Here is a 17,504-nt window from a genome sequence, read left to right on the forward strand (position 1 = left end):
CCTCCTAGATATTATTCATCAATTGAAACATAGGAAATAAGATGGCTATATACAGTGATAGAATACTTGATGAAATTAGGATTAATATAATCGGCTGTATGATCTTTATCGATCGGTGAAAGTAAGCTTCGATACTATCCTTTAAATAATCAGCATAATCAGCAAGTTCTTTACTAAGAGTACTATTGTTCATGCCATGTTCAATCACAAATATAATATCTCTATGAAATGCACGTTCATTTTCAAATGCTTTCTGCAAAGAAATTCCGTTTCGAATTTGATTATAAAAAACCATAGCCTTTTCTTTTATAAATGACCTACTATCATTATTCTGCATCGTTTTTAGCGCATCAATTATAGGAAATCCAGCATGTAATAAAATACTTAACTGCATTGAAAATTCATAAGTATTCATTGTAATTAAATACTTCCTAACTAACGGAATTTGAAGTAATTTATCCATCCGTTCGATTGTATTTAATTTATTAATTGCAAATAAGTATCCAAAAACGATCAATCCAATTAGGAAAAGTGAAAAAAACATAATTGAAGGTAAACTTTTTATAAATTGTAGATAAATGAAAATAAAAGAGTTCTGATTAGAATGGAATGTAGAGAATAGCATTTCATATTGAGGAATGATTATATTTCTAAACAAAAACAAAATAAGCAACAATATTGTAATTAAAAAAATGGGATACCCCATGATTTTTCTTATGTAGGCTCTATGCTGAATCTTTTTTGTAAGCATAAAACTTCCTTCACCTAACGCTAAGGACAAATCACCATGCTTTTCTGCATAATACAAGTAAACGAGTACATCTTGATGAAGGCCTAACATTTTAGCAAAATCAATGAATGATCTTCCTTCCACCAAAGCTATTTTAGCTTTATAAATCAATTCTTTTAGGTCATCTGGGAATTGAATCGTTAAGAATTCAATTGCTTGAATTAGAGGATAACCTTTTTGTAGTAGTTCTCCTAATATTTTTAATAGCTTAGCTTGTTCAATATAAGTTAACTTTCTTTTTATGAAAATTTTACCCATAGATTATACTTCGATCCAAATGCTTATTATCAATAAAACCTAAGGCATACCCTTTAATAAGTTGATTATTTAATGTAGATAATTGAACTTCTTCTTGTATCCCTCTAAATTCATTAATAACTGAATTTAGAGCATTACCATAAAGCAATTCATATACCCCTAATCTTCGGTGACTTCGATTAACAAAACAATTTGGTTCACAGTCACCTTCACAAAAACGGCATTTTATTGGAACTAATCTTTGAGAAACGATTGCAACCATTGCCTGAAATAATTCCTCTTTTGGAATTCCAAGCTCTAACATTCGATATAATGCACCTTTTGTGTTATTAGAATGAATTGTCGTTAATACTAAATGACCTGTCAAAGCTGCTCGAACAGCAATTTTCGCAGTCTCTTCATCTCTAATCTCTCCTACCATTACAATATCTGGATCAGATCGAAGAATAGCTTTTAATCCTGTTGCATATGTTAAGCCTGCTTTTTCATTAACCTGGACTTGAAAATATTCATCAGATTTCCTTTCAATCGGATCCTCTAAAGTTATAATATTTCTTGCTATGTCTTTTTTAGCTGACTGTAATAAGGAATACAGCGTTGTCGTTTTCCCGCAACCTGTTGGTCCTGTAAACATCATTAGTCCATGTGAATGATGTAATAAAGACAAAAGTTTGCGAGTTGTAGATGGGAATAAGGAGAGGCTTTCTATTGGAGCAATTTTTTGTTGGGGATGAATACGAATAACCATAGATTCATCAATAATCGTTGGTAAAGTTGCTAAGCGAAGTGATAATAAAATTTCATTTATGTTAACAACTAAAATTCCAGTCTGTGGCCTTCTAACCTCTCCTATATCCATACTCCCTAAAAATTTTAAATGCATGATGATCCTCTTAGCATTCTCTTTATTTATTCGTTGAATAAGTTTTAACTCACCATCAACACGAAATAAAATTTGTACATCATCCTTTTTTGGTAATAAATGTATATCCGAAGCTCCAAAATGGCAAGCTTTTTTTAAAAGTTCTTCGACCATTTTTTCTACTGATACCATTTTTATTCCCCCTTTCTATATGAGCAATTATATTTTTGATTCCCCTGTCTATCAAATCATGATATTTATGAAACTGAGCGAAAATATAAAATTTAACTAATATTTATTTACAAACTAAAGTTAATTTACCAAAATAACGTACAAGAAAATCAAATATATATCGAAAAACAAAAAGTATGTTTTGGAATCAATGTATAGAAAATCATTAAATAAGAAAAATAATATCAGATATGGTTAATTACATTATCTCCTGAATCAATTTAGAATTGTATTAATACATTGTTTACAATTGTAACTTTCTTATTTTATAATAATGAATGGGTAGAAATTTTTTATGGGGGGATTTAGGATGGATCGAATGTTCCGCGTTCTAGGATTTTGGACAGCTATATTTACGGTAATGTTCTTTGTTGGACATATGTCAGCAGCTGCACTTATTTTCGCATGTCAAACAGCATTTTTCGTAGTATTAGGCTATCTAAAGCTTTCTGAGCGTATGTACATCTATATCTTTGGCGCATACTTAACTGTGTTCTTTATTGGATTTACATATTATAGTACGTTCTTATTAGTACCGGGCTTTAGTGAATAATAAAAAAACCAGTCATATGACTGGTTTTTTTATTTGTATTCATTTAATGAAATCAATTCATTCAACTTAGTTTGATCGTTAGTTGACATACCTTTTGTTTGTAATAGCCATTGAAATGAATCGCTAATTCCCCCTGGCATAATTAAAGATTGTACAGCTCTATTTCGTTTATATTCACTTGAAAATGGGTTTGACTGAGCATGTGGAATTAGCCAATTTAAAATACCAAAATCTAATATTGCATCTCTTTGATTAGAAAAGTATAGATTTTCAATATTATTCTGTAATCCGATTTTTTTTAATTCATCCCAGTGAATGTGAGTTGTAATGTCCATATACCCTAAATTCTCTAGTATATTTGATTTCATTTCATGTTTGTAATAACCACGCAAACTCCCCTTAATTCGATGGGGTGCATCCCATTCTTCCCTAGTAAAACCATAATCAACAGTTAAAATTATCCCTTTACTTATTTTCGTTTGTAAAAGATCATAAACTTTTTCCATACCAACAGGAATTTCAACTCTTTGACCATTTGTTCCGACAAAATTGTATCTACTTAGAAAATCACTTATTTCATTATCTTTTATTTTAACGAGATTTTCTTTCAGATTATTTTGTTCATCAATTATAATTACAACCTCATGCCATTCGTTTTGATTAAACTCAACTAATCGAATTGGTAAAGCGTCAAACAATTCGTTTGAAAATACCATGCCATTATTAATCTGCTCGATTTCTAATATATTTGAGAAGTATTTACAATTCAAATGGTTCGCTAATGATTCTTTTTGTAATTTACGATGATATTTACTTGCATCAATAATATAGTAAGTTAAATTGTGATATATTTCAGACTCATTTTTTTCACAGTATGAAAGAAACGATGATGCGAATCTGCCATTTCCACCACCAACTTCAACAAAAAAAGGGTCAATTAGCTTATTCTTAACAAACCGACAAAATGAAGCTGCAATTACTTCTCCATATACTGAACCTACTGAGCTTGAAGTATAAAAATCACCTTTTCGTCCAATTTTTTCATTTGCCATTTGGTAATAACCTTTTTCAGGATCATAAAGCACTAACGAAATAAATTGTTCGTATGTAATAAAACCTTCTTTGCTATTATTTATCGCATTAAGAATTATGTTTTTCATCATATTACCTTATAAAAATGGATTATGTCTTTTCTCATCACCAATCGTTGTCGTTTCTCCATGACCACTACATACAACGACATCATCAGGTAAAGAAAGGAGCTTACCTTTTATACTTCTGATCAACTGGTCGTGATCCCCACCTGGTAAATCAGTACGTCCGATGCTTCCTTCAAATAATGCATCCCCAGAAAAAACTGTTTTTATTTCTTTACAATAAAACGAAACACTTCCTGGTGAATGGCCTGGAGTTTCAAAAATTGAAAATAAGAAACGACCAATTTCCATTTTGCCTTCTTTTTCAATCAAGTGATCTGCTTCCCTTGCAAAAATTGACTGATTTCTCATAAATAATTCAGAACCATTTTTTTGACCATCTGTTAACCAATCAGCTTCATATTTATGAATATAAACGGGTATATTATATTCATCACGCACATCATCAACAGCCCCAATATGATCAAAATGGGCGTGGGTTAAAAGGATAGCTAATGGCTTTAATTTATTTTCTTCAATAACATTAAAGATTACATGCGCTTCTTCGCCTGGATCAAAAATAACAGCTTCATTCATATCATTACTTAAAATATAACAATTAGTTTGTAATGGACCTAATGGTAATTGTAAAACATTCATATTTATACCCTGCTTTCTTTTTTAATCTATATAATACTATATCATAATTTTGTTTCAGCTCTTAATTTCAAATAGACAATTGTTCATAAAAGTTTTACAATAATAATGATGTGATAGCAAACAGGGGTTGCTTGAAGAAATTTATAGGGGGTTTACAATGGGTACAGTTATTATTTTTATACTAGTTGCTATTCTATGTGTTCCAGCTTTACTTGGATCATTAAAGAACAAGAACTTTTTAGCCGTGTTTTGGTCTGGTGCTACATTAGTTTTATTTGCTTGGTTTGCCATTATGACAATTTTACATAACGGTTATCCACCAGCGCACTTATAAAATTTATTTCCTTATGTAACGAACAAATTTCTACATATAGAAAACATGTTCTTAAATAAAAAAGCTGACAAAATTGTCAGCTTTTTTATTTTATAGATGAATGGTTTTTATTAAAATTTTCTAAATTAAATAATGACGCCAATAGTATCGGAAACGTCTCAGAAAAAATAGATTCAAACATAGAGAGTGGCAATGGATTTATTCCTTTACCTAATTCAAGTGTAAATCCTGGTTTCCGAAAATCTTGTATATACCAATCCTTATAACCTGCATGGCTATCAATTGTTTTTACAGCCTTATAGGGACTAACACTAGAAAAATAATTAGCATAGACTTCCGAGATAGGTGGTTCAAGATTGTCATAACCCCAATAAAATTCTTTACCTTGGGTATGCAAAGCCAAAATAAGATCAAACTTTCTTTCGATTGCTAAATTACTCATTGCGATTGATTCTGGTTCAGTTAATGGAGCATCTCCTGGGTAATCTCTTGGAGCGAAAATTTTTTGTTGTTTTCTTTCTTTTTCTAACTCCCAATTCGCAGGAAATTGATTGTTTAAATCAACACCTCTAATATTCGCTTTCCATCCAGTAAAATCATCTTTACCCTCGTTAATTTTATTAACAAATTCCATAAACTCACTATGTTCAACAACTTCATGAATAACTAAATTTACCCCATCAGGATTAACCATTGGGACAATCGACAAAGTGTTTTCACTAAACAGAGCTAATAATTCTTTATGAAATGGTAATTCCTCCATTGTTAAAGTGTTACATATCCAATAAAGCATTTTCATGATTACACACGTGGTGATCCATTCATTTGCATGAAACGAACCATTCCAATGTACTTTTCTATGTCCAGTTCCAATTTGTATCTCATATATAGGCTGATTTAATACGCTCCGCCCAATCGTATTTAAACGAAGAAACGGAAATTCTTGAACTAACAAACTAATATCTTTTGCAAGTTCATTAAAATCGTATCTTCTTGGATGAAAGGATATAGTCTGATTGTTTTTATACAAGATTTTCACCTCATCAGTTATTTTCTAGTAAATTGTATGTAGTTAAAATAAAGAAAAGCACTTCCGTTTAGGAAGTGCTTTTCTTGTTTATTCAAACTTTGTATCAGCTTTTTTATATTTAACCTCATAGAAACGAAGTAAATCTTTATAAATAATTGAGTTTGAATACTCAAGTGATTTATTTGCTTTTGCTAAGTCTTCTTTAGGTGGTTTTTGTCCTTTTAATTCTTCACCAGTATTTGGATCATACATCTTCTCACCAGTGTAAATATATTTATCAGTAACAATTGTACCATCACGGAAAACTACAAAGTCTTTGTGTTTAGGAGAGAAAATATCATTACCAAAGTTGATAGATGTTTTATTTGGATCTTCACCTAATAAGTTTAAAATTGTAGGTTTAACGTCAATTTGACCTGCAACTTTATGAACTGTTTCACCCTTAGTTTGTCCAGGTAAGTGGATAAAGAAAGGAACTTTTTGTAATTTAACATGTTCTGCAGGTGTAATGTCTTGTCCTAATACTTCACTCATTGCACGGTTATGGTTTTCAGAGATACCATAGTGATCACCATACATAACAATGATTGTATTATCATATAAACCTTTTGCTTTCATTTCTTCAATGAAATGTTTGATTGATTCATCTAAATAACGCACTGTTGTCACATAGTTATCAACAGTTTGGTCTCCAGTTTTTAAACGTGGAATCATTAAATCCTCATCATTCAATTCAAATGGATAATGGTTAGTTAGTGTAATCATACGGTTGTAGAACGGTTTAGGCTCAGATGCCATTTTGTCTACTGCTTGTTCAACGAAATATTTATCTTTTAGTCCCCAACCAATTGAAGTGGCTGCAGATACTTTAAAGTCAACTTCATTATAATAACGATCATAACCTAGACTTGGATACATCATGTCTCGGTTCCAGAACGATTTATTATTTGAATGCATTACTGAAGTGTAATAATTTTGGTCTTGTTTAAGAATCGCTGGTGTAGCAGTAAACGTATTACTACTGTTTGTAAAGTATACAGCACCGCGATCTAATGGGAATAAACTGTTATCAATTAAGAATTCAGCATCTGACGTTTTACCTTGTCCAGTTTGGTGGTAAAAATTATCAAAATAATAACTTTCTTTAGTAAATTTATTTAAGAAAGGAGTAATTTCCTGTCCATTAATTTTTCGCCCAATTACGAAATTTTGTAATGATTCTAATGAAACTACTACTACGTTTTTACCTTTATATTTACCATGTAATTGTGCATTCACACCAGTATCATTAGCACGAATAAAGTTTTCGATTCCTGCTAATTCACTATCATCAGCCATCGCTTTTTGAGCAGATGTTTTTGACTGAATAACCATATCATATAAATGGTAATTGTATAATCCTAAGAATTTAACAATGTACTCTCTATCAAATGAACGCGTTAATAATTGTGGACGTTCAGTTTCTGCTAAACCAAGGTTAATTAAGAAAACAGCAACCGCTGCTAAGAAATAAGCTGTTCTAGCTTTTCCTTTTATGTTACCAGTAGTAAAGAATTTTTTACCCCAGAAATAATTAACCGCAAGCAAGATGTAAATATCAGAAAAAGCAAAAATTGTTTTAAAACTGATCATTGCTTTAACACTTGATCCTAGATCCCCAAAGTTTCGTGTCATAAATAAAACTGGTATCGTTACGAAATCGTCAAAGAAAGAATAATAAGCTGTATCAGCTATTAATATAAAGGACATGATTATAGTAATCCAAATAACTGCTCTATTTCGTTTTGGTCCTTTTGCAAAAAGAGCTATACCTATAAAAATTAATAATGAAGATATAGGAGCAATTATTAAAATAAATTCTTGCATTGAATTTTCAATTTCTAAATCAAAATAAAATTGGCTTAGTAAAGTTGCTTTAATCCATAAAAGGAATACAGCAAGTAACGGGAATCCAAAGTTTTTAATAAACTTTTTCCACATATTCTGTTCCTCCTCTTGTTAAGACTATTAATCTATTTTATCTAATTATAAAACAATGTTTGGCATTCACATATCTATTTTATTGGCACTTTAGTACCAAGAATTTTCGAAATGATTCATACAATTATTAGCTACTAAATGTATGATCAAAAAAATTAATTTGACGTAACCTTAGGTTTTTTTCTAACGTCATTCAATTTATCATAAACTAGTTCCTTCGTCAAATAACTAATTTTTTTATCAATTCAATACAATAAACATAATAAGGTACTTCAATTAGAAGTACCTTAAATTTAAGTTAAATTTCATTAGTAATAAATTTTTTTACTAAATATGCTGCTCCAATTGCTCCTGCATCGTTCCCTAACTCGGCAATTGAAAGTTTTGTCGAATCACGTACTGTAGTAAAAGCAAATTCGTCAAAATATTTCTTTAGTGGTTTTAATAACAATTCACCTGCATTTGATACTCCGCCACCTATAATGATATTTTCAGGATTCAATGTATTTCCAACTCCCGCTAAAACTAAAGCAAGATATCTCATTACATGATTAACGATTTCTTCTGCAACCTCATCACCATTTGAATAAGCTTCAAAAACATCTTTTGCAGTAATTGGAGAACGATTCGACATGTCTTTTAAAACTGTCTCTTTTGTCGTATTTTGTAATTTCTCATTTGCGATTCTTGCAATTCCCGTAGCTGAAGATATTGTTTCTAAGCATCCCGTTTTTCCGCAGTTACATAATACTCCATTTTCAAGTTGAACTGTTATATGGCCAATTTCACCCGCAGATCCACTAATTCCATGTGCAACATCTCCATTTACAATTACGCCTCCGCCGACACCTGTTCCTAGTGTAACCATTACTACATCTTTTGCTCCATTACCAGCACCTTTCCACATTTCGCCAACAGCTGCTATATTTGCATCATTATCAACGATTACAGGAATACCGGATTCTTTTTCTAGAATTTCTTTTAAAGGAAAGTTAACCCAACCTAAATTTACTGCTGCAAATATAAGTCCATCTTCTAATCGAACCGAACCTGGAGCTCCAATACCAATTCCAGCGATATCTTCCTTTGTTTTATTCATCTGTTTGAGCTTTTGTTCAATTGCAATTGTAATTGTTTTAGGAATATGCTTACCACTGTCAGATTTATCTGTTGGAACTTCCCATTTATCAATGAATTCCCCGTTATTTGTTAATAATGCTAATTTTATGCTTGTACCTCCTAAATCTACACCTACAATCATTTTAGCCATAATGCCTTCTCCCTTCGCAGTGAAATCGTTTGCAATATTTTCTTAAAAAAAACGATTTCTTCAAACCGTTTTATTTTTTATTTCATCCATCTCTTTTTTTAATATCATGGTTGCTACTTGTAAGTCTTTACTTTCTAGTATATTCGCTAAAAATAATTCTTTTAGCTCATCTTGCATTAACATCAAATCAGCTAATCGATCACCTGTATATATAAAGGTGCCATAATTCTTTAGAAATTGTTGAATATCATATACGGATTTCATACTTATCTCCCATTATTTTGTCTTTCTAAATATGTAATAAGTATAAGTTGGAAACGATTACTCGTCAATGTGAAATACCAAACAAACCATTTATTATATAGGCATTTTTAATTATTTTTTGGCTTCATAACCTCTTCTAACACTAAATCATTTTCATAGAGATATGTAGCGTATTTTATTCCGATATATCTTATATGCCATGGTTCATAATTGTATTCAGTAATCTTTACTTTGTCCTCTGGATAACGAATAACAAATCCAAATTCATGTGCATGGTCTGCAAGCCAAGTTCCTTCTTTCGTTTCTCCAAATTCTTGTTCAAGCTTGTTACCGAAGCTTGGGGATGATACATCTATTGATAAACCAGTTTGATGTTCACTTGTGCCAGGAACAGCACTAAAAGATTGAGTCCAATCTGCACCATGAATTTGTATATAATAATTATACAAGCTTCGTTGTCGATCAAAAGAGCGATAGGCAGAAACTGGAGTAAGCTGTATACCATCTGATTCTGCTCTTTCAAATAATTTTTCTAAAGCATGAGCTGCCTCTTTCCTCATTAATGTCTTATCTTTGTTTACACCATGTAAAGGAACAATCGGATAAACTAAATCTGGCGGTTCATACCCCTCTGGTAGCTTTCTTTCTTTATTAACTAATACTAAATTAGATGTAGGATTCTTTACAGCTAATAAACCATCCTCATCTTCGCTGGCTGTATCATCGTAATTAGGAAATTTCAACGAAGTCTCTTTAGTCTTTTGATTATTAAAATAATGTTGGTTTCTAAAAAATAGAGCTAGTCCAATAATAATTATAAATATTATTAAAACCCATGAGTACTTACCTTTTATCTTTTTCAAAATTACCTCCTTAACATCTTTATTGTTACTTTTACAATATTAAAAGATGGCGTATTTTTCAAATAATCTACACATTAAAACCTCTTTCATTGAAAGAGGTCTTAGTTGTTCAAATTTATAAAATAGGCTCCATCGTTTTTCTTAATGTGTCTACAGAGTTTTTAAACTGACGTTGCTCTAATTCATTTAAATCTAGTTCAACGATTTCTCGAATTCCACCACGGTTTATTACTGCTGGAACGCCAATGTATATATCATGTTCTCCATATTGTCCATCTAAATAAGCAGAAACAGTAATAATACTATTTTCATTTTTTAAAATCGCTTTTGTTAATCTAACTAAGCCCATTCCAATTCCATAGTATGTTGCACCTTTTTTCTTTATTATGTGGTATGCAGCATCACGTGTATTTAAAAAGATTTCATCAAGCTCTCTTTGACTGTATTTTGGATTTTTCTTTAATACATGGTGTACAGGAGACGTGCCAATAGTTGTTTGAGACCAAACTGGTAGTTCACTATCACCATGTTCACCTATTATATATCCATGGATATTTCTTGCATCAACATTAAAGTAATCACCAAGCATATATCTAAAACGTGCAGTATCTAAACTTGTACCAGATCCGATTACTCTTTCTTTTGGTAACCCTGAATATTTCCAAGTCGCATATGTTAAAATATCTACTGGATTTGTGGCAATTAAAAAGATACCATCAAATCCTGATGCCATTATATCTCCAACGATTCCTTTAAAAATAGCGCAATTTTTTGCAACTAAATCTAAACGAGTTTCTCCTGGTTTTTGAGCTGCTCCAGCTGTAATGACGACTAAACTCGCATCTTTACAATCACTGTAATCTCCAGCCCAAATTTTTGTTCTAGAACTTACAAAAGGAAGACAATGGCTTAAATCCATTGCGTCTCCTTCCGCTTTATCCTTATTTAAATCAATCATAACTAATTCTTCGGCAACACCTTTATTTAACATACCAAAAGCATAGCTTGCTCCAACTGCGCCTGTTCCGATAAGTGCGACACGATTTACTTCTTTGTGTAACATAATATCCACCTCATTTGTGTTATAAAAGTGTAAGTAATTGGGACTTCTTTATTATATATGTATTATCACTCGAAGTTTGTGAAACATTTTACAAATTTGTTACAATGTTAGTTGTGTACAAATACATTGTGTGTAAATACATTGTGTGTAAATTTGTCTTTTTTAGGCAATAAGTCTATTTCATAATTAAGCTTTACCTATTTTTAAACAATTCGTGTCACATTATGCACTTATTAAATTACTTCTATTATTCTTGATTCTGTTAAAACTAAAGGTATTTTTACGTCATGTTTTTCTGTAGGTAGTTCATCAACGATTTGAATGTCATAAGCTATCGCTAAGAGTTGTTTATTATAATCTTCTAAGTATCGATCATAATAACCACCACCATATCCTAAACGTTCACCATTTTTTGTATATGCTACTCCAGGAACAATTATTAAATCAATAAATTCTTTCCTAATTTCCTCACATTTTTCTTCAATAGGCTCTTGTATACCAAAATACCCTTTCTTTAAATCATCAAAAGATTTGATTTTGTAAAAATGCATTTCTCTAGTTTCATGGTTGCATTTAGGTACAACAACTGATTTATTCATTTTCCAACAAGCAGTTATTAAATACTTTGTATTTATTTCATGTTCCATTGGCATAGTAGTTGCTATAATATCTGCACTCTTCAATTTTTCTGTACTTAATAATTTTTCTATAATTTGTTTTGACTTTTTGTCTCTGTCTAATAATGAAATTTTTTTCAAATTTTTCATCATAGAATTCCTAATTTCTTTTTTTCCCATAACTTATGGCCTCCTTAGGTCAGGTCAAGTTTTATATAAAAAATGTATTCTAATTAAAATTATAAGTTTTAAAATAAAAAAAAACAGTAGGAAAATTCCTACTGTTTACTTTGTTTCGCGATGAACTGTAACTTTTTTAAGTCTTGGGCAATATTTTTTAAGCTCAAGACGGTCTGGGTTATTACGTTTATTTTTAGTAGTGATATAGTTACGATCTCCGCATTCTGTACATGCTAATGTAATATTTACGCGCATTTATTTTCCCTCCTGACATAGTGACATAATCAGACTTGTATATAATAACATTCTTTCGCGATAATTTCCATAGTTTTTATTGATTCAATGCATTTCTTTTGATATTTTTTTTATTGAATTATGTACAAATCTATTCTCATAATTCAGAGTATATTTTTGAAAGACTGCTTGATGATGTAATACACTGCCCTGATTGATTCGAATATTAGAACTAATTGACACATATGGGCCAATTACACAGTTCTCTTCAATCGTAACATCATTCCCAATAATAACTGGAGAAACAATCTTAACATTATTATTTATCGTTACATGCTCACCTAAAAAGATTCTTGGTAATATTTGAACAGCTGGAATAGGTAAGTTTAATTTCTCTTCAATCCAATCTACGTTCAGCTTTGCAAACCTTTTAGGAGTTCCGTAATCAATCCAATAACCTTCTAATTGAAAAGCATTTAAACTAATATTATTTTTTAACATTAAAGGAATTAGATCATTACTAATGTCAAAATAACGATTTTCTGGAATTTGAAGTAATAATTCAGGATTCATAATATATATTCCAGTATTAACTAATTTACTAATTTCACTACCTTCATTTGGCTTTTCAATAAAATCGATTATTTGTCCATTTTTTACTTTTACATTTCCATATGATCCACATTTTTCGACTTGTTTTACAAACATAGAAAATCTACTTTTACTTTCAATATGAATTTTTAAGGCATCTCTAATATCAGCGTCAAATAAAATATCACCGCTCACTAATAGAAAGGGTTCATTAAGAAAATGCTTAGATAGTCTTAAACAACCAGCTGACCCTAAACTTTTTTCTTCTATAATATAATCAATTGAAACATTTTTTAATTTCATCGCATTGATCGTCTCAATAATTGCTTGGGACATATAATGAAGCTGAATGATAAATTCATTAAACCCAAGTCTTGTTAAATGTAATATTAAATGCTCAATTGCCGCTCTATTTGCGATTGGTAATAGTGGCTTAGGAATGTTGTTAGTAATTGGTAAAAGCCTTTGACCGTATCCTCCAGCTAAAATAACAACCTTCATTTATTACCACCTCAATATCTTATACTAGTTAAAGAAGTATGCTTTATATTACATAAATATGACAAAAGGGCCTTCAGGTAAATTTTGTCTGAACACCCTTTTATCTTATTTTACTGTTTTAAAAAAAGTCTTATTTTTTATTGATTTAATAAATAATGTTTACCTTTAACTAAATAATAAATATTCTCCGCAATATTTGTTGCATAATCTGCAATTCTTTCAAGATATCTACAAATAAATGCCATTTGCATGATATTCGATACATGTTCAGGAGAATTTGCAATGCTCGACATTAGTGTTCTAACGGTTGTTCCATATAATTCATCAACAAGATCGTCAATTTCACCAATTTCTTTTGCAGCTTGTAAATCTTCAGTTCGGTATGCTTCTGAGGCTTTTGTTAACATATCTAAGCCAAGTTCATGCATCTTTTCTATATTCTCTAAAGGTAAGTTTTCTTGACGACTACGAATACGAATTGTCGATTTTGCGATATTTACTGCATAATCTGCAACTCGTTCAAGATCATGAGCAATCTTTATAGCAGTTAAATTTCTTCTTAAGTCAACAGCAACCGGTTGTTGTCTTGTAATAATAACTAAAATTAATTCATTAACTTCCTTTTCTAATTTGTTGATGCGATCATCTTCGTCAATTACTTCTAAAGCTAATTCAATATTTTCAGTACGAAAGGCTTCCATACTTTTAATTACTGCTTTTTTTGTTTTCTCAGCCAATTCGATGATCATTTCTTGTAATGATTTTAAGTCTGCTTCAAATTGATTTCTCATCTCTTTTCACCTGTTCCCTTCTATTATCCGAATCGTCCAGTAATGTAGTCTTCAGTACGTTTATCTTTAGGTGTTGAGAACAGTTTATTTGTATCTGAGAACTCAACTACTTCACCGCTTAAAAAGAAAGCAGTTTTATCAGAAACACGAGCTGCTTGTTGCATATTATGCGTAACAATAATAATACTAAAATCTTTCTTTAAATCATGAATTAACTCTTCAACTTTTAAAGTTGAAATAGGATCAAGTGCTGACGTTGGCTCATCCATCAAAATAACATCTGGCTCGATTGCTAGACAACGTGCAATACATATACGTTGTTGTTGCCCTCCTGAAAGACCAAAAGCATTCTCATGTAAACGATCTTTAACCTCATCCCAAATTGCTGCGCCTTTTAAACTTTTTTCAACTATCTGATTTAATGTAGCTTTATCTTTAATTCCATGTATTTTTGGTCCATATGCAACGTTTTCCCAAATTGATTTAGGGAATACGTTTGGTTTTTGGAATACCATCCCTACGTGTGTTCTTAATTCTTCAACTGGATAGTTTTTATCGAAAATATCTTGTTCGCGGTAAAGAATCTTCCCTTCTGTACGAACTGAAGGAACTAACTCAACCATACGATTTAACGTTTTTAAATAGGTCGATTTACCACATCCACTAGGTCCAATAATCGCAGTAACTTCATTCTCATAAATACTTAAATTTATATTTTTTAATGCTTTATCTTGTCCATACCATAAATTTAAATCTTGAGTATCATAAACAATTGATTTTTTTAAGTTTGTATTTGTCTCAAGTATATCTTCGTTTTTAATTGTATTCTCTCTATTTAATGTCATTGTCATAACTTTCGATCCCCTCTCATCCTAAAGGAAGCTTTCTATTTTTGATATATAAAATATTAACTAAACAATAGATAAAATTTATAATCGTTGAAATTCAGTAATACATTACATGAATAATCATATTCTCAAACTATTAAACCTGTTTTAACCGAATGTAAAGATTGTGTAAATAAGTTCAAAAGGTGAAGGAAGAGGGGGTTTCCAAATAAAAAAGAGAAGGGGCCTCACCCCTTCTCTTTTTTTATTGATTTTTATTTTGAGTATCTTGACTATCTTGATTGTCTTGATTATCTAAACTGTCTTTTGGTTCGTCATTATAAATTGATTGTCTTTCTTTTTTCAATTTAAAGTATTCATCCATAATATCTCGGCCAATGTATTTATTTACTGGCGCTTGGTCAGTTTGTAACCAAGGAACTACTACTACAAAGGCAATTTCAGGATTGTCATACGGAGCATATCCCATCAATGTTTCATTATAAGTTTTTTGTGGCCCATTGTATTTTTTACGATCTGGACCGTCGTATACAGATTGGGCTGTACCTGTTTTACCAGCTATTTTATAGTCGACGCCTGTGAAGTATTTGTGAGCAGTACCACCAGTCTCATTATATACTTTGATTAAACCTTGTTTAACATGATCGATGTATGATTGTTTCATATCAATTCGATTTAATACTTTAGGCTTAATTTCTTGTCTAATGACACCAGTATCATCCCCGATTGAAGGTTGTCTCAATTCTTTCGCAACATGTGGTTGAATTCTGTAACCTCCATTTGCGATTGTAGATACATATTGAGCTAATTGAAGTGGCGTATAAGTATCATACTGTCCAATCGCCATATCAAGAAGGAAACCTGGGCTTTTGTCTACACCTTTAAATCCAATAGCTTCATTTGGTAAATCTATTCCAGTTTTAACACCTAGTCCGAATTGACTGAAACTATTTCGGAATGTATCAAACGCTTTAACGTCGATATCTAAAGGCTTATTCTGAACGTAATTTGCATGTCCAATAGCCATAGCCGTTCGGAACATATAAACGTTTGAAGAATACTTTAGTGCATCTAAATCATTAATCCAACCGAAGTTTTTATATGACGCTTTAACTGGTGTACCTGCAATTTTAATCGGTGTATCGAATTGCTTTTGACCTGGAGTAATTGCGCCAGTTTGATAACCCGTTAAAAGAGTTGCACCTTTTACTGTTGAACCCATCTCATAAGATGAAGTAATGTTTCCTGTTGCGTAATCTACAACTTTATTTTTTCCTGTCTTTTTGTCTTTAACAATTTGCTTTCCTGACATGGCTAAAATTTCACCCGTTTTCGGGTTAATCATCGTAACAAATGCACGATCCAAATATCGACCATTTGACGTTGCTTTTGCTTGTAATAGCCTATCTTTTATTATTTCATCAACCTTACCTTGAAGCTCAATATCAATTGATAGGACTAAATCACTTCCAGGTTCCCCTTCAGTAATTACTTTCGTATCCACAACATTTCCATTTGAATCGATAACATTTTGTGCCTTACCTTTTGTACCACGTAAAACATCTTCATATTGCTTTTCTATATAACTTTTTCCTACACGGTCATTACGATCATAACCACGTGCTAAATAATAATCTACATTTTGAGCAGGTAAGCCTTCTTTTTCAGAAGTTATATTACCTAAAATTGTTCGGAACGTATCACCATAAACGTATTTTCTTTCCCAATTTGTCGTTACATCTACACCCGGAAGCTCGTCCAAATGTTCACTAACTGTCGCATATTCTTTTTCAGTTACTCCCTCACTTTTTATTGTTTGTGGAGTTAGTGCATAACCGACACTCATTTGCTTGTAAATCGCAAGTATTTGCAAGTCATTTGCACTAAGTGAATTGATATCATCTGCTGTAATTTTATCAAGCTGTAAATTATAGTAGGCTTTGTTGTAAGCAGCGTCATCATCTTTATTTTGGGCTTTTAGTGTTTTATTTTCTTCTTTTGATACTAGCTTTTTTGCATCTTTAGGATTCGTTAATAACCAATAATCTTTTTTATCTCGTTCAGTTATTTTATTAGTTGGCATCTTTAGATAACTTTTTAACTTTGTAGCCATTGTTAATAACTCACCAGAAGTTGTCCCTTTTTTTCTCGTATACGTAATTGTACGTAAAGGCGTATTATCTACGACAACCTTTCCGTTACGATCTAAAATTTTCCCCCTTGGCACAGCTTGATCAACGGTCATATTTTCTGTTCGCTCTAATTCTAATTTATAGTCTTCACCTTTAACAATTTGCACAACACCTAATCTTAGAATTAAAAAAGAAAATAAGACAAACACAAGAAAAAATAGTACATTCAGTCGTGTGGGTAGTGTGATTTTATATTTCTTTTGTTTATTCATTTTTTCTCCTCTTTTTTCTACAATTACTACATATTAATATTTTG

General features: G+C 31.2%; 18 protein-coding genes. 2 read left to right on the plus strand and 16 right to left on the minus strand.

Annotated elements, in window-relative coordinates:
• Nucleotides 1-4: 4 nt before the first annotated feature.
• Both comGB and comGA read right to left on the minus strand, forming a co-directional pair.
• The gene (comGB, locus tag B6K90_RS02605) at nucleotides 5-1,048 is read right to left on the minus strand and encodes a competence type IV pilus assembly protein ComGB (protein WP_088010966.1); all 1,044 of its coding nucleotides are present in this window, start codon (nucleotides 1,046-1,048) and stop codon (nucleotides 5-7) included.
• A complete protein-coding gene (comGA, locus tag B6K90_RS02610; RefSeq protein WP_088010967.1) occupies nucleotides 1,041-2,102 on the minus strand; it encodes a competence type IV pilus ATPase ComGA in 1,062 nt (353 codons plus the stop codon). Before comGA ends, comGB begins: the two co-directional genes overlap by 8 nt.
• 349 nt (nucleotides 2,103-2,451) lie before the next feature.
• Between comGA and B6K90_RS02615 the strand changes: the two genes are divergently transcribed.
• Nucleotides 2,452-2,694 (plus strand): DUF2626 domain-containing protein, encoded by a 243-nt coding sequence (locus B6K90_RS02615; RefSeq protein WP_056475051.1) that lies wholly within the window; start codon nucleotides 2,452-2,454, stop codon nucleotides 2,692-2,694.
• A 29-nt stretch (nucleotides 2,695-2,723) separates the two neighbouring features.
• Here the strand turns inward: B6K90_RS02615 and B6K90_RS02620 are convergent, their stop codons facing one another.
• On the minus strand, nucleotides 2,724-3,854 hold the full coding sequence (locus B6K90_RS02620) for an SAM-dependent methyltransferase (protein ID WP_167555256.1): 1,131 nt from the start codon (nucleotides 3,852-3,854) through the stop codon (nucleotides 2,724-2,726).
• A gap of 9 nt (nucleotides 3,855-3,863) precedes the next feature.
• Entirely contained in the window at nucleotides 3,864-4,490 is a 627-nt protein-coding gene (locus tag B6K90_RS02625; protein WP_056475045.1) for an MBL fold metallo-hydrolase, read from the minus strand.
• Between the two features lie 157 nt (nucleotides 4,491-4,647).
• On the opposite strand from B6K90_RS02625, the gene B6K90_RS02630 reads away from it, so the two are divergent.
• The gene (locus B6K90_RS02630; RefSeq protein WP_088010969.1) at nucleotides 4,648-4,824 is read left to right on the plus strand and encodes a DUF2759 domain-containing protein; all 177 of its coding nucleotides are present in this window, start codon (nucleotides 4,648-4,650) and stop codon (nucleotides 4,822-4,824) included.
• Between the two features lie 85 nt (nucleotides 4,825-4,909).
• On the opposite strand, the gene B6K90_RS02635 is transcribed toward B6K90_RS02630, so the two are convergent.
• The 12 genes from B6K90_RS02635 to B6K90_RS02690 form a co-directional block, all read right to left on the minus strand.
• Entirely contained in the window at nucleotides 4,910-5,854 is a 945-nt protein-coding gene (locus tag B6K90_RS02635; protein WP_235821690.1) for a M14 family metallopeptidase, read from the minus strand.
• An 87-nt stretch (nucleotides 5,855-5,941) separates the two neighbouring features.
• On the minus strand, nucleotides 5,942-7,834 hold the full coding sequence (locus B6K90_RS02640; RefSeq protein ID WP_088010971.1) for an LTA synthase family protein: 1,893 nt from the start codon (nucleotides 7,832-7,834) through the stop codon (nucleotides 5,942-5,944).
• A gap of 298 nt (nucleotides 7,835-8,132) precedes the next feature.
• Nucleotides 8,133-9,107 carry an ROK family glucokinase gene (locus tag B6K90_RS02645; protein WP_088010972.1) on the minus strand — a complete coding sequence of 325 codons (975 nt, stop codon included), beginning with the start codon at nucleotides 9,105-9,107 and terminating at the stop codon, nucleotides 8,133-8,135.
• A 57-nt stretch (nucleotides 9,108-9,164) separates the two neighbouring features.
• On the minus strand, nucleotides 9,165-9,368 hold the full coding sequence (locus B6K90_RS02650; protein WP_088010973.1) for a YqgQ family protein: 204 nt from the start codon (nucleotides 9,366-9,368) through the stop codon (nucleotides 9,165-9,167).
• 107 nt (nucleotides 9,369-9,475) lie between these two features.
• Nucleotides 9,476-10,231, minus strand: coding sequence for a M15 family metallopeptidase (locus B6K90_RS02655; RefSeq protein ID WP_407920485.1), 756 nt, complete (start codon nucleotides 10,229-10,231; stop codon nucleotides 9,476-9,478).
• A 115-nt stretch (nucleotides 10,232-10,346) separates the two neighbouring features.
• Nucleotides 10,347-11,294 carry an L-lactate dehydrogenase gene (locus tag B6K90_RS02660; RefSeq protein ID WP_088010974.1) on the minus strand — a complete coding sequence of 316 codons (948 nt, stop codon included), beginning with the start codon at nucleotides 11,292-11,294 and terminating at the stop codon, nucleotides 10,347-10,349.
• A gap of 233 nt (nucleotides 11,295-11,527) precedes the next feature.
• Nucleotides 11,528-12,091, minus strand: coding sequence for a 5-formyltetrahydrofolate cyclo-ligase (locus B6K90_RS02665; protein ID WP_088010975.1), 564 nt, complete (start codon nucleotides 12,089-12,091; stop codon nucleotides 11,528-11,530).
• Between the two features lie 105 nt (nucleotides 12,092-12,196).
• The gene (gene rpmG, locus B6K90_RS02670) at nucleotides 12,197-12,346 is read right to left on the minus strand and encodes a 50S ribosomal protein L33 (protein ID WP_056475024.1); all 150 of its coding nucleotides are present in this window, start codon (nucleotides 12,344-12,346) and stop codon (nucleotides 12,197-12,199) included.
• A gap of 84 nt (nucleotides 12,347-12,430) precedes the next feature.
• Nucleotides 12,431-13,417: a sugar phosphate nucleotidyltransferase gene (locus B6K90_RS02675; protein ID WP_088010976.1), complete on the minus strand. Its 987-nt coding sequence runs from the start codon at nucleotides 13,415-13,417 to the stop codon at nucleotides 12,431-12,433.
• 137 nt (nucleotides 13,418-13,554) lie between these two features.
• On the minus strand, nucleotides 13,555-14,208 hold the full coding sequence (gene phoU, locus B6K90_RS02680) for a phosphate signaling complex protein PhoU (RefSeq protein WP_088010977.1): 654 nt from the start codon (nucleotides 14,206-14,208) through the stop codon (nucleotides 13,555-13,557).
• Between the two features lie 23 nt (nucleotides 14,209-14,231).
• Entirely contained in the window at nucleotides 14,232-15,053 is an 822-nt protein-coding gene (pstB, locus tag B6K90_RS02685; RefSeq protein WP_407920490.1) for a phosphate ABC transporter ATP-binding protein PstB, read from the minus strand.
• Nucleotides 15,054-15,300: 247 nt separating this feature from the next.
• The gene (locus B6K90_RS02690; protein ID WP_088010979.1) at nucleotides 15,301-17,460 is read right to left on the minus strand and encodes a peptidoglycan D,D-transpeptidase FtsI family protein; all 2,160 of its coding nucleotides are present in this window, start codon (nucleotides 17,458-17,460) and stop codon (nucleotides 15,301-15,303) included.
• Nucleotides 17,461-17,504 lie beyond the last annotated feature (44 nt).

It is taken from the genome of Gottfriedia acidiceleris (assembly GCF_002128425.1).
GTDB lineage: Bacteria > Bacillota > Bacilli > Bacillales > Bacillaceae_G > Gottfriedia > Gottfriedia acidiceleris.

What these genes read in the sequence shown, in the direction of transcription:
- comGB (WP_088010966.1), bottom strand. Translation starts at nt 1,048, where the DNA reads ATGGGTAAAATTTTCATAAAAAGAAAGTTAACTTATATTGAACAAGCT.
- comGA (WP_088010967.1), bottom strand. Translation starts at nt 2,102, where the DNA reads ATGGTATCAGTAGAAAAAATGGTCGAAGAACTTTTAAAAAAAGCTTGC.
- B6K90_RS02615 (WP_056475051.1), top strand. Translation starts at nt 2,452, where the DNA reads ATGGATCGAATGTTCCGCGTTCTAGGATTTTGGACAGCTATATTTACG.
- B6K90_RS02620 (WP_167555256.1), bottom strand. Translation starts at nt 3,854, where the DNA reads ATGAAAAACATAATTCTTAATGCGATAAATAATAGCAAAGAAGGTTTT.
- B6K90_RS02625 (WP_056475045.1), bottom strand. Translation starts at nt 4,490, where the DNA reads ATGAATGTTTTACAATTACCATTAGGTCCATTACAAACTAATTGTTAT.
- B6K90_RS02630 (WP_088010969.1), top strand. Translation starts at nt 4,648, where the DNA reads ATGGGTACAGTTATTATTTTTATACTAGTTGCTATTCTATGTGTTCCA.
- B6K90_RS02640 (WP_088010971.1), bottom strand. Translation starts at nt 7,834, where the DNA reads ATGTGGAAAAAGTTTATTAAAAACTTTGGATTCCCGTTACTTGCTGTA.
- B6K90_RS02650 (WP_088010973.1), bottom strand. Translation starts at nt 9,368, where the DNA reads ATGAAATCCGTATATGATATTCAACAATTTCTAAAGAATTATGGCACC.
- B6K90_RS02660 (WP_088010974.1), bottom strand. Translation starts at nt 11,294, where the DNA reads ATGTTACACAAAGAAGTAAATCGTGTCGCACTTATCGGAACAGGCGCA.
- B6K90_RS02665 (WP_088010975.1), bottom strand. Translation starts at nt 12,091, where the DNA reads ATGGGAAAAAAAGAAATTAGGAATTCTATGATGAAAAATTTGAAAAAA.
- rpmG (WP_056475024.1), bottom strand. Translation starts at nt 12,346, where the DNA reads ATGCGCGTAAATATTACATTAGCATGTACAGAATGCGGAGATCGTAAC.
- B6K90_RS02675 (WP_088010976.1), bottom strand. Translation starts at nt 13,417, where the DNA reads ATGAAGGTTGTTATTTTAGCTGGAGGATACGGTCAAAGGCTTTTACCA.
- phoU (WP_088010977.1), bottom strand. Translation starts at nt 14,208, where the DNA reads ATGAGAAATCAATTTGAAGCAGACTTAAAATCATTACAAGAAATGATC.
- pstB (WP_407920490.1), bottom strand. Translation starts at nt 15,053, where the DNA reads ATGACATTAAATAGAGAGAATACAATTAAAAACGAAGATATACTTGAG.
- B6K90_RS02690 (WP_088010979.1), bottom strand. Translation starts at nt 17,460, where the DNA reads ATGAATAAACAAAAGAAATATAAAATCACACTACCCACACGACTGAAT.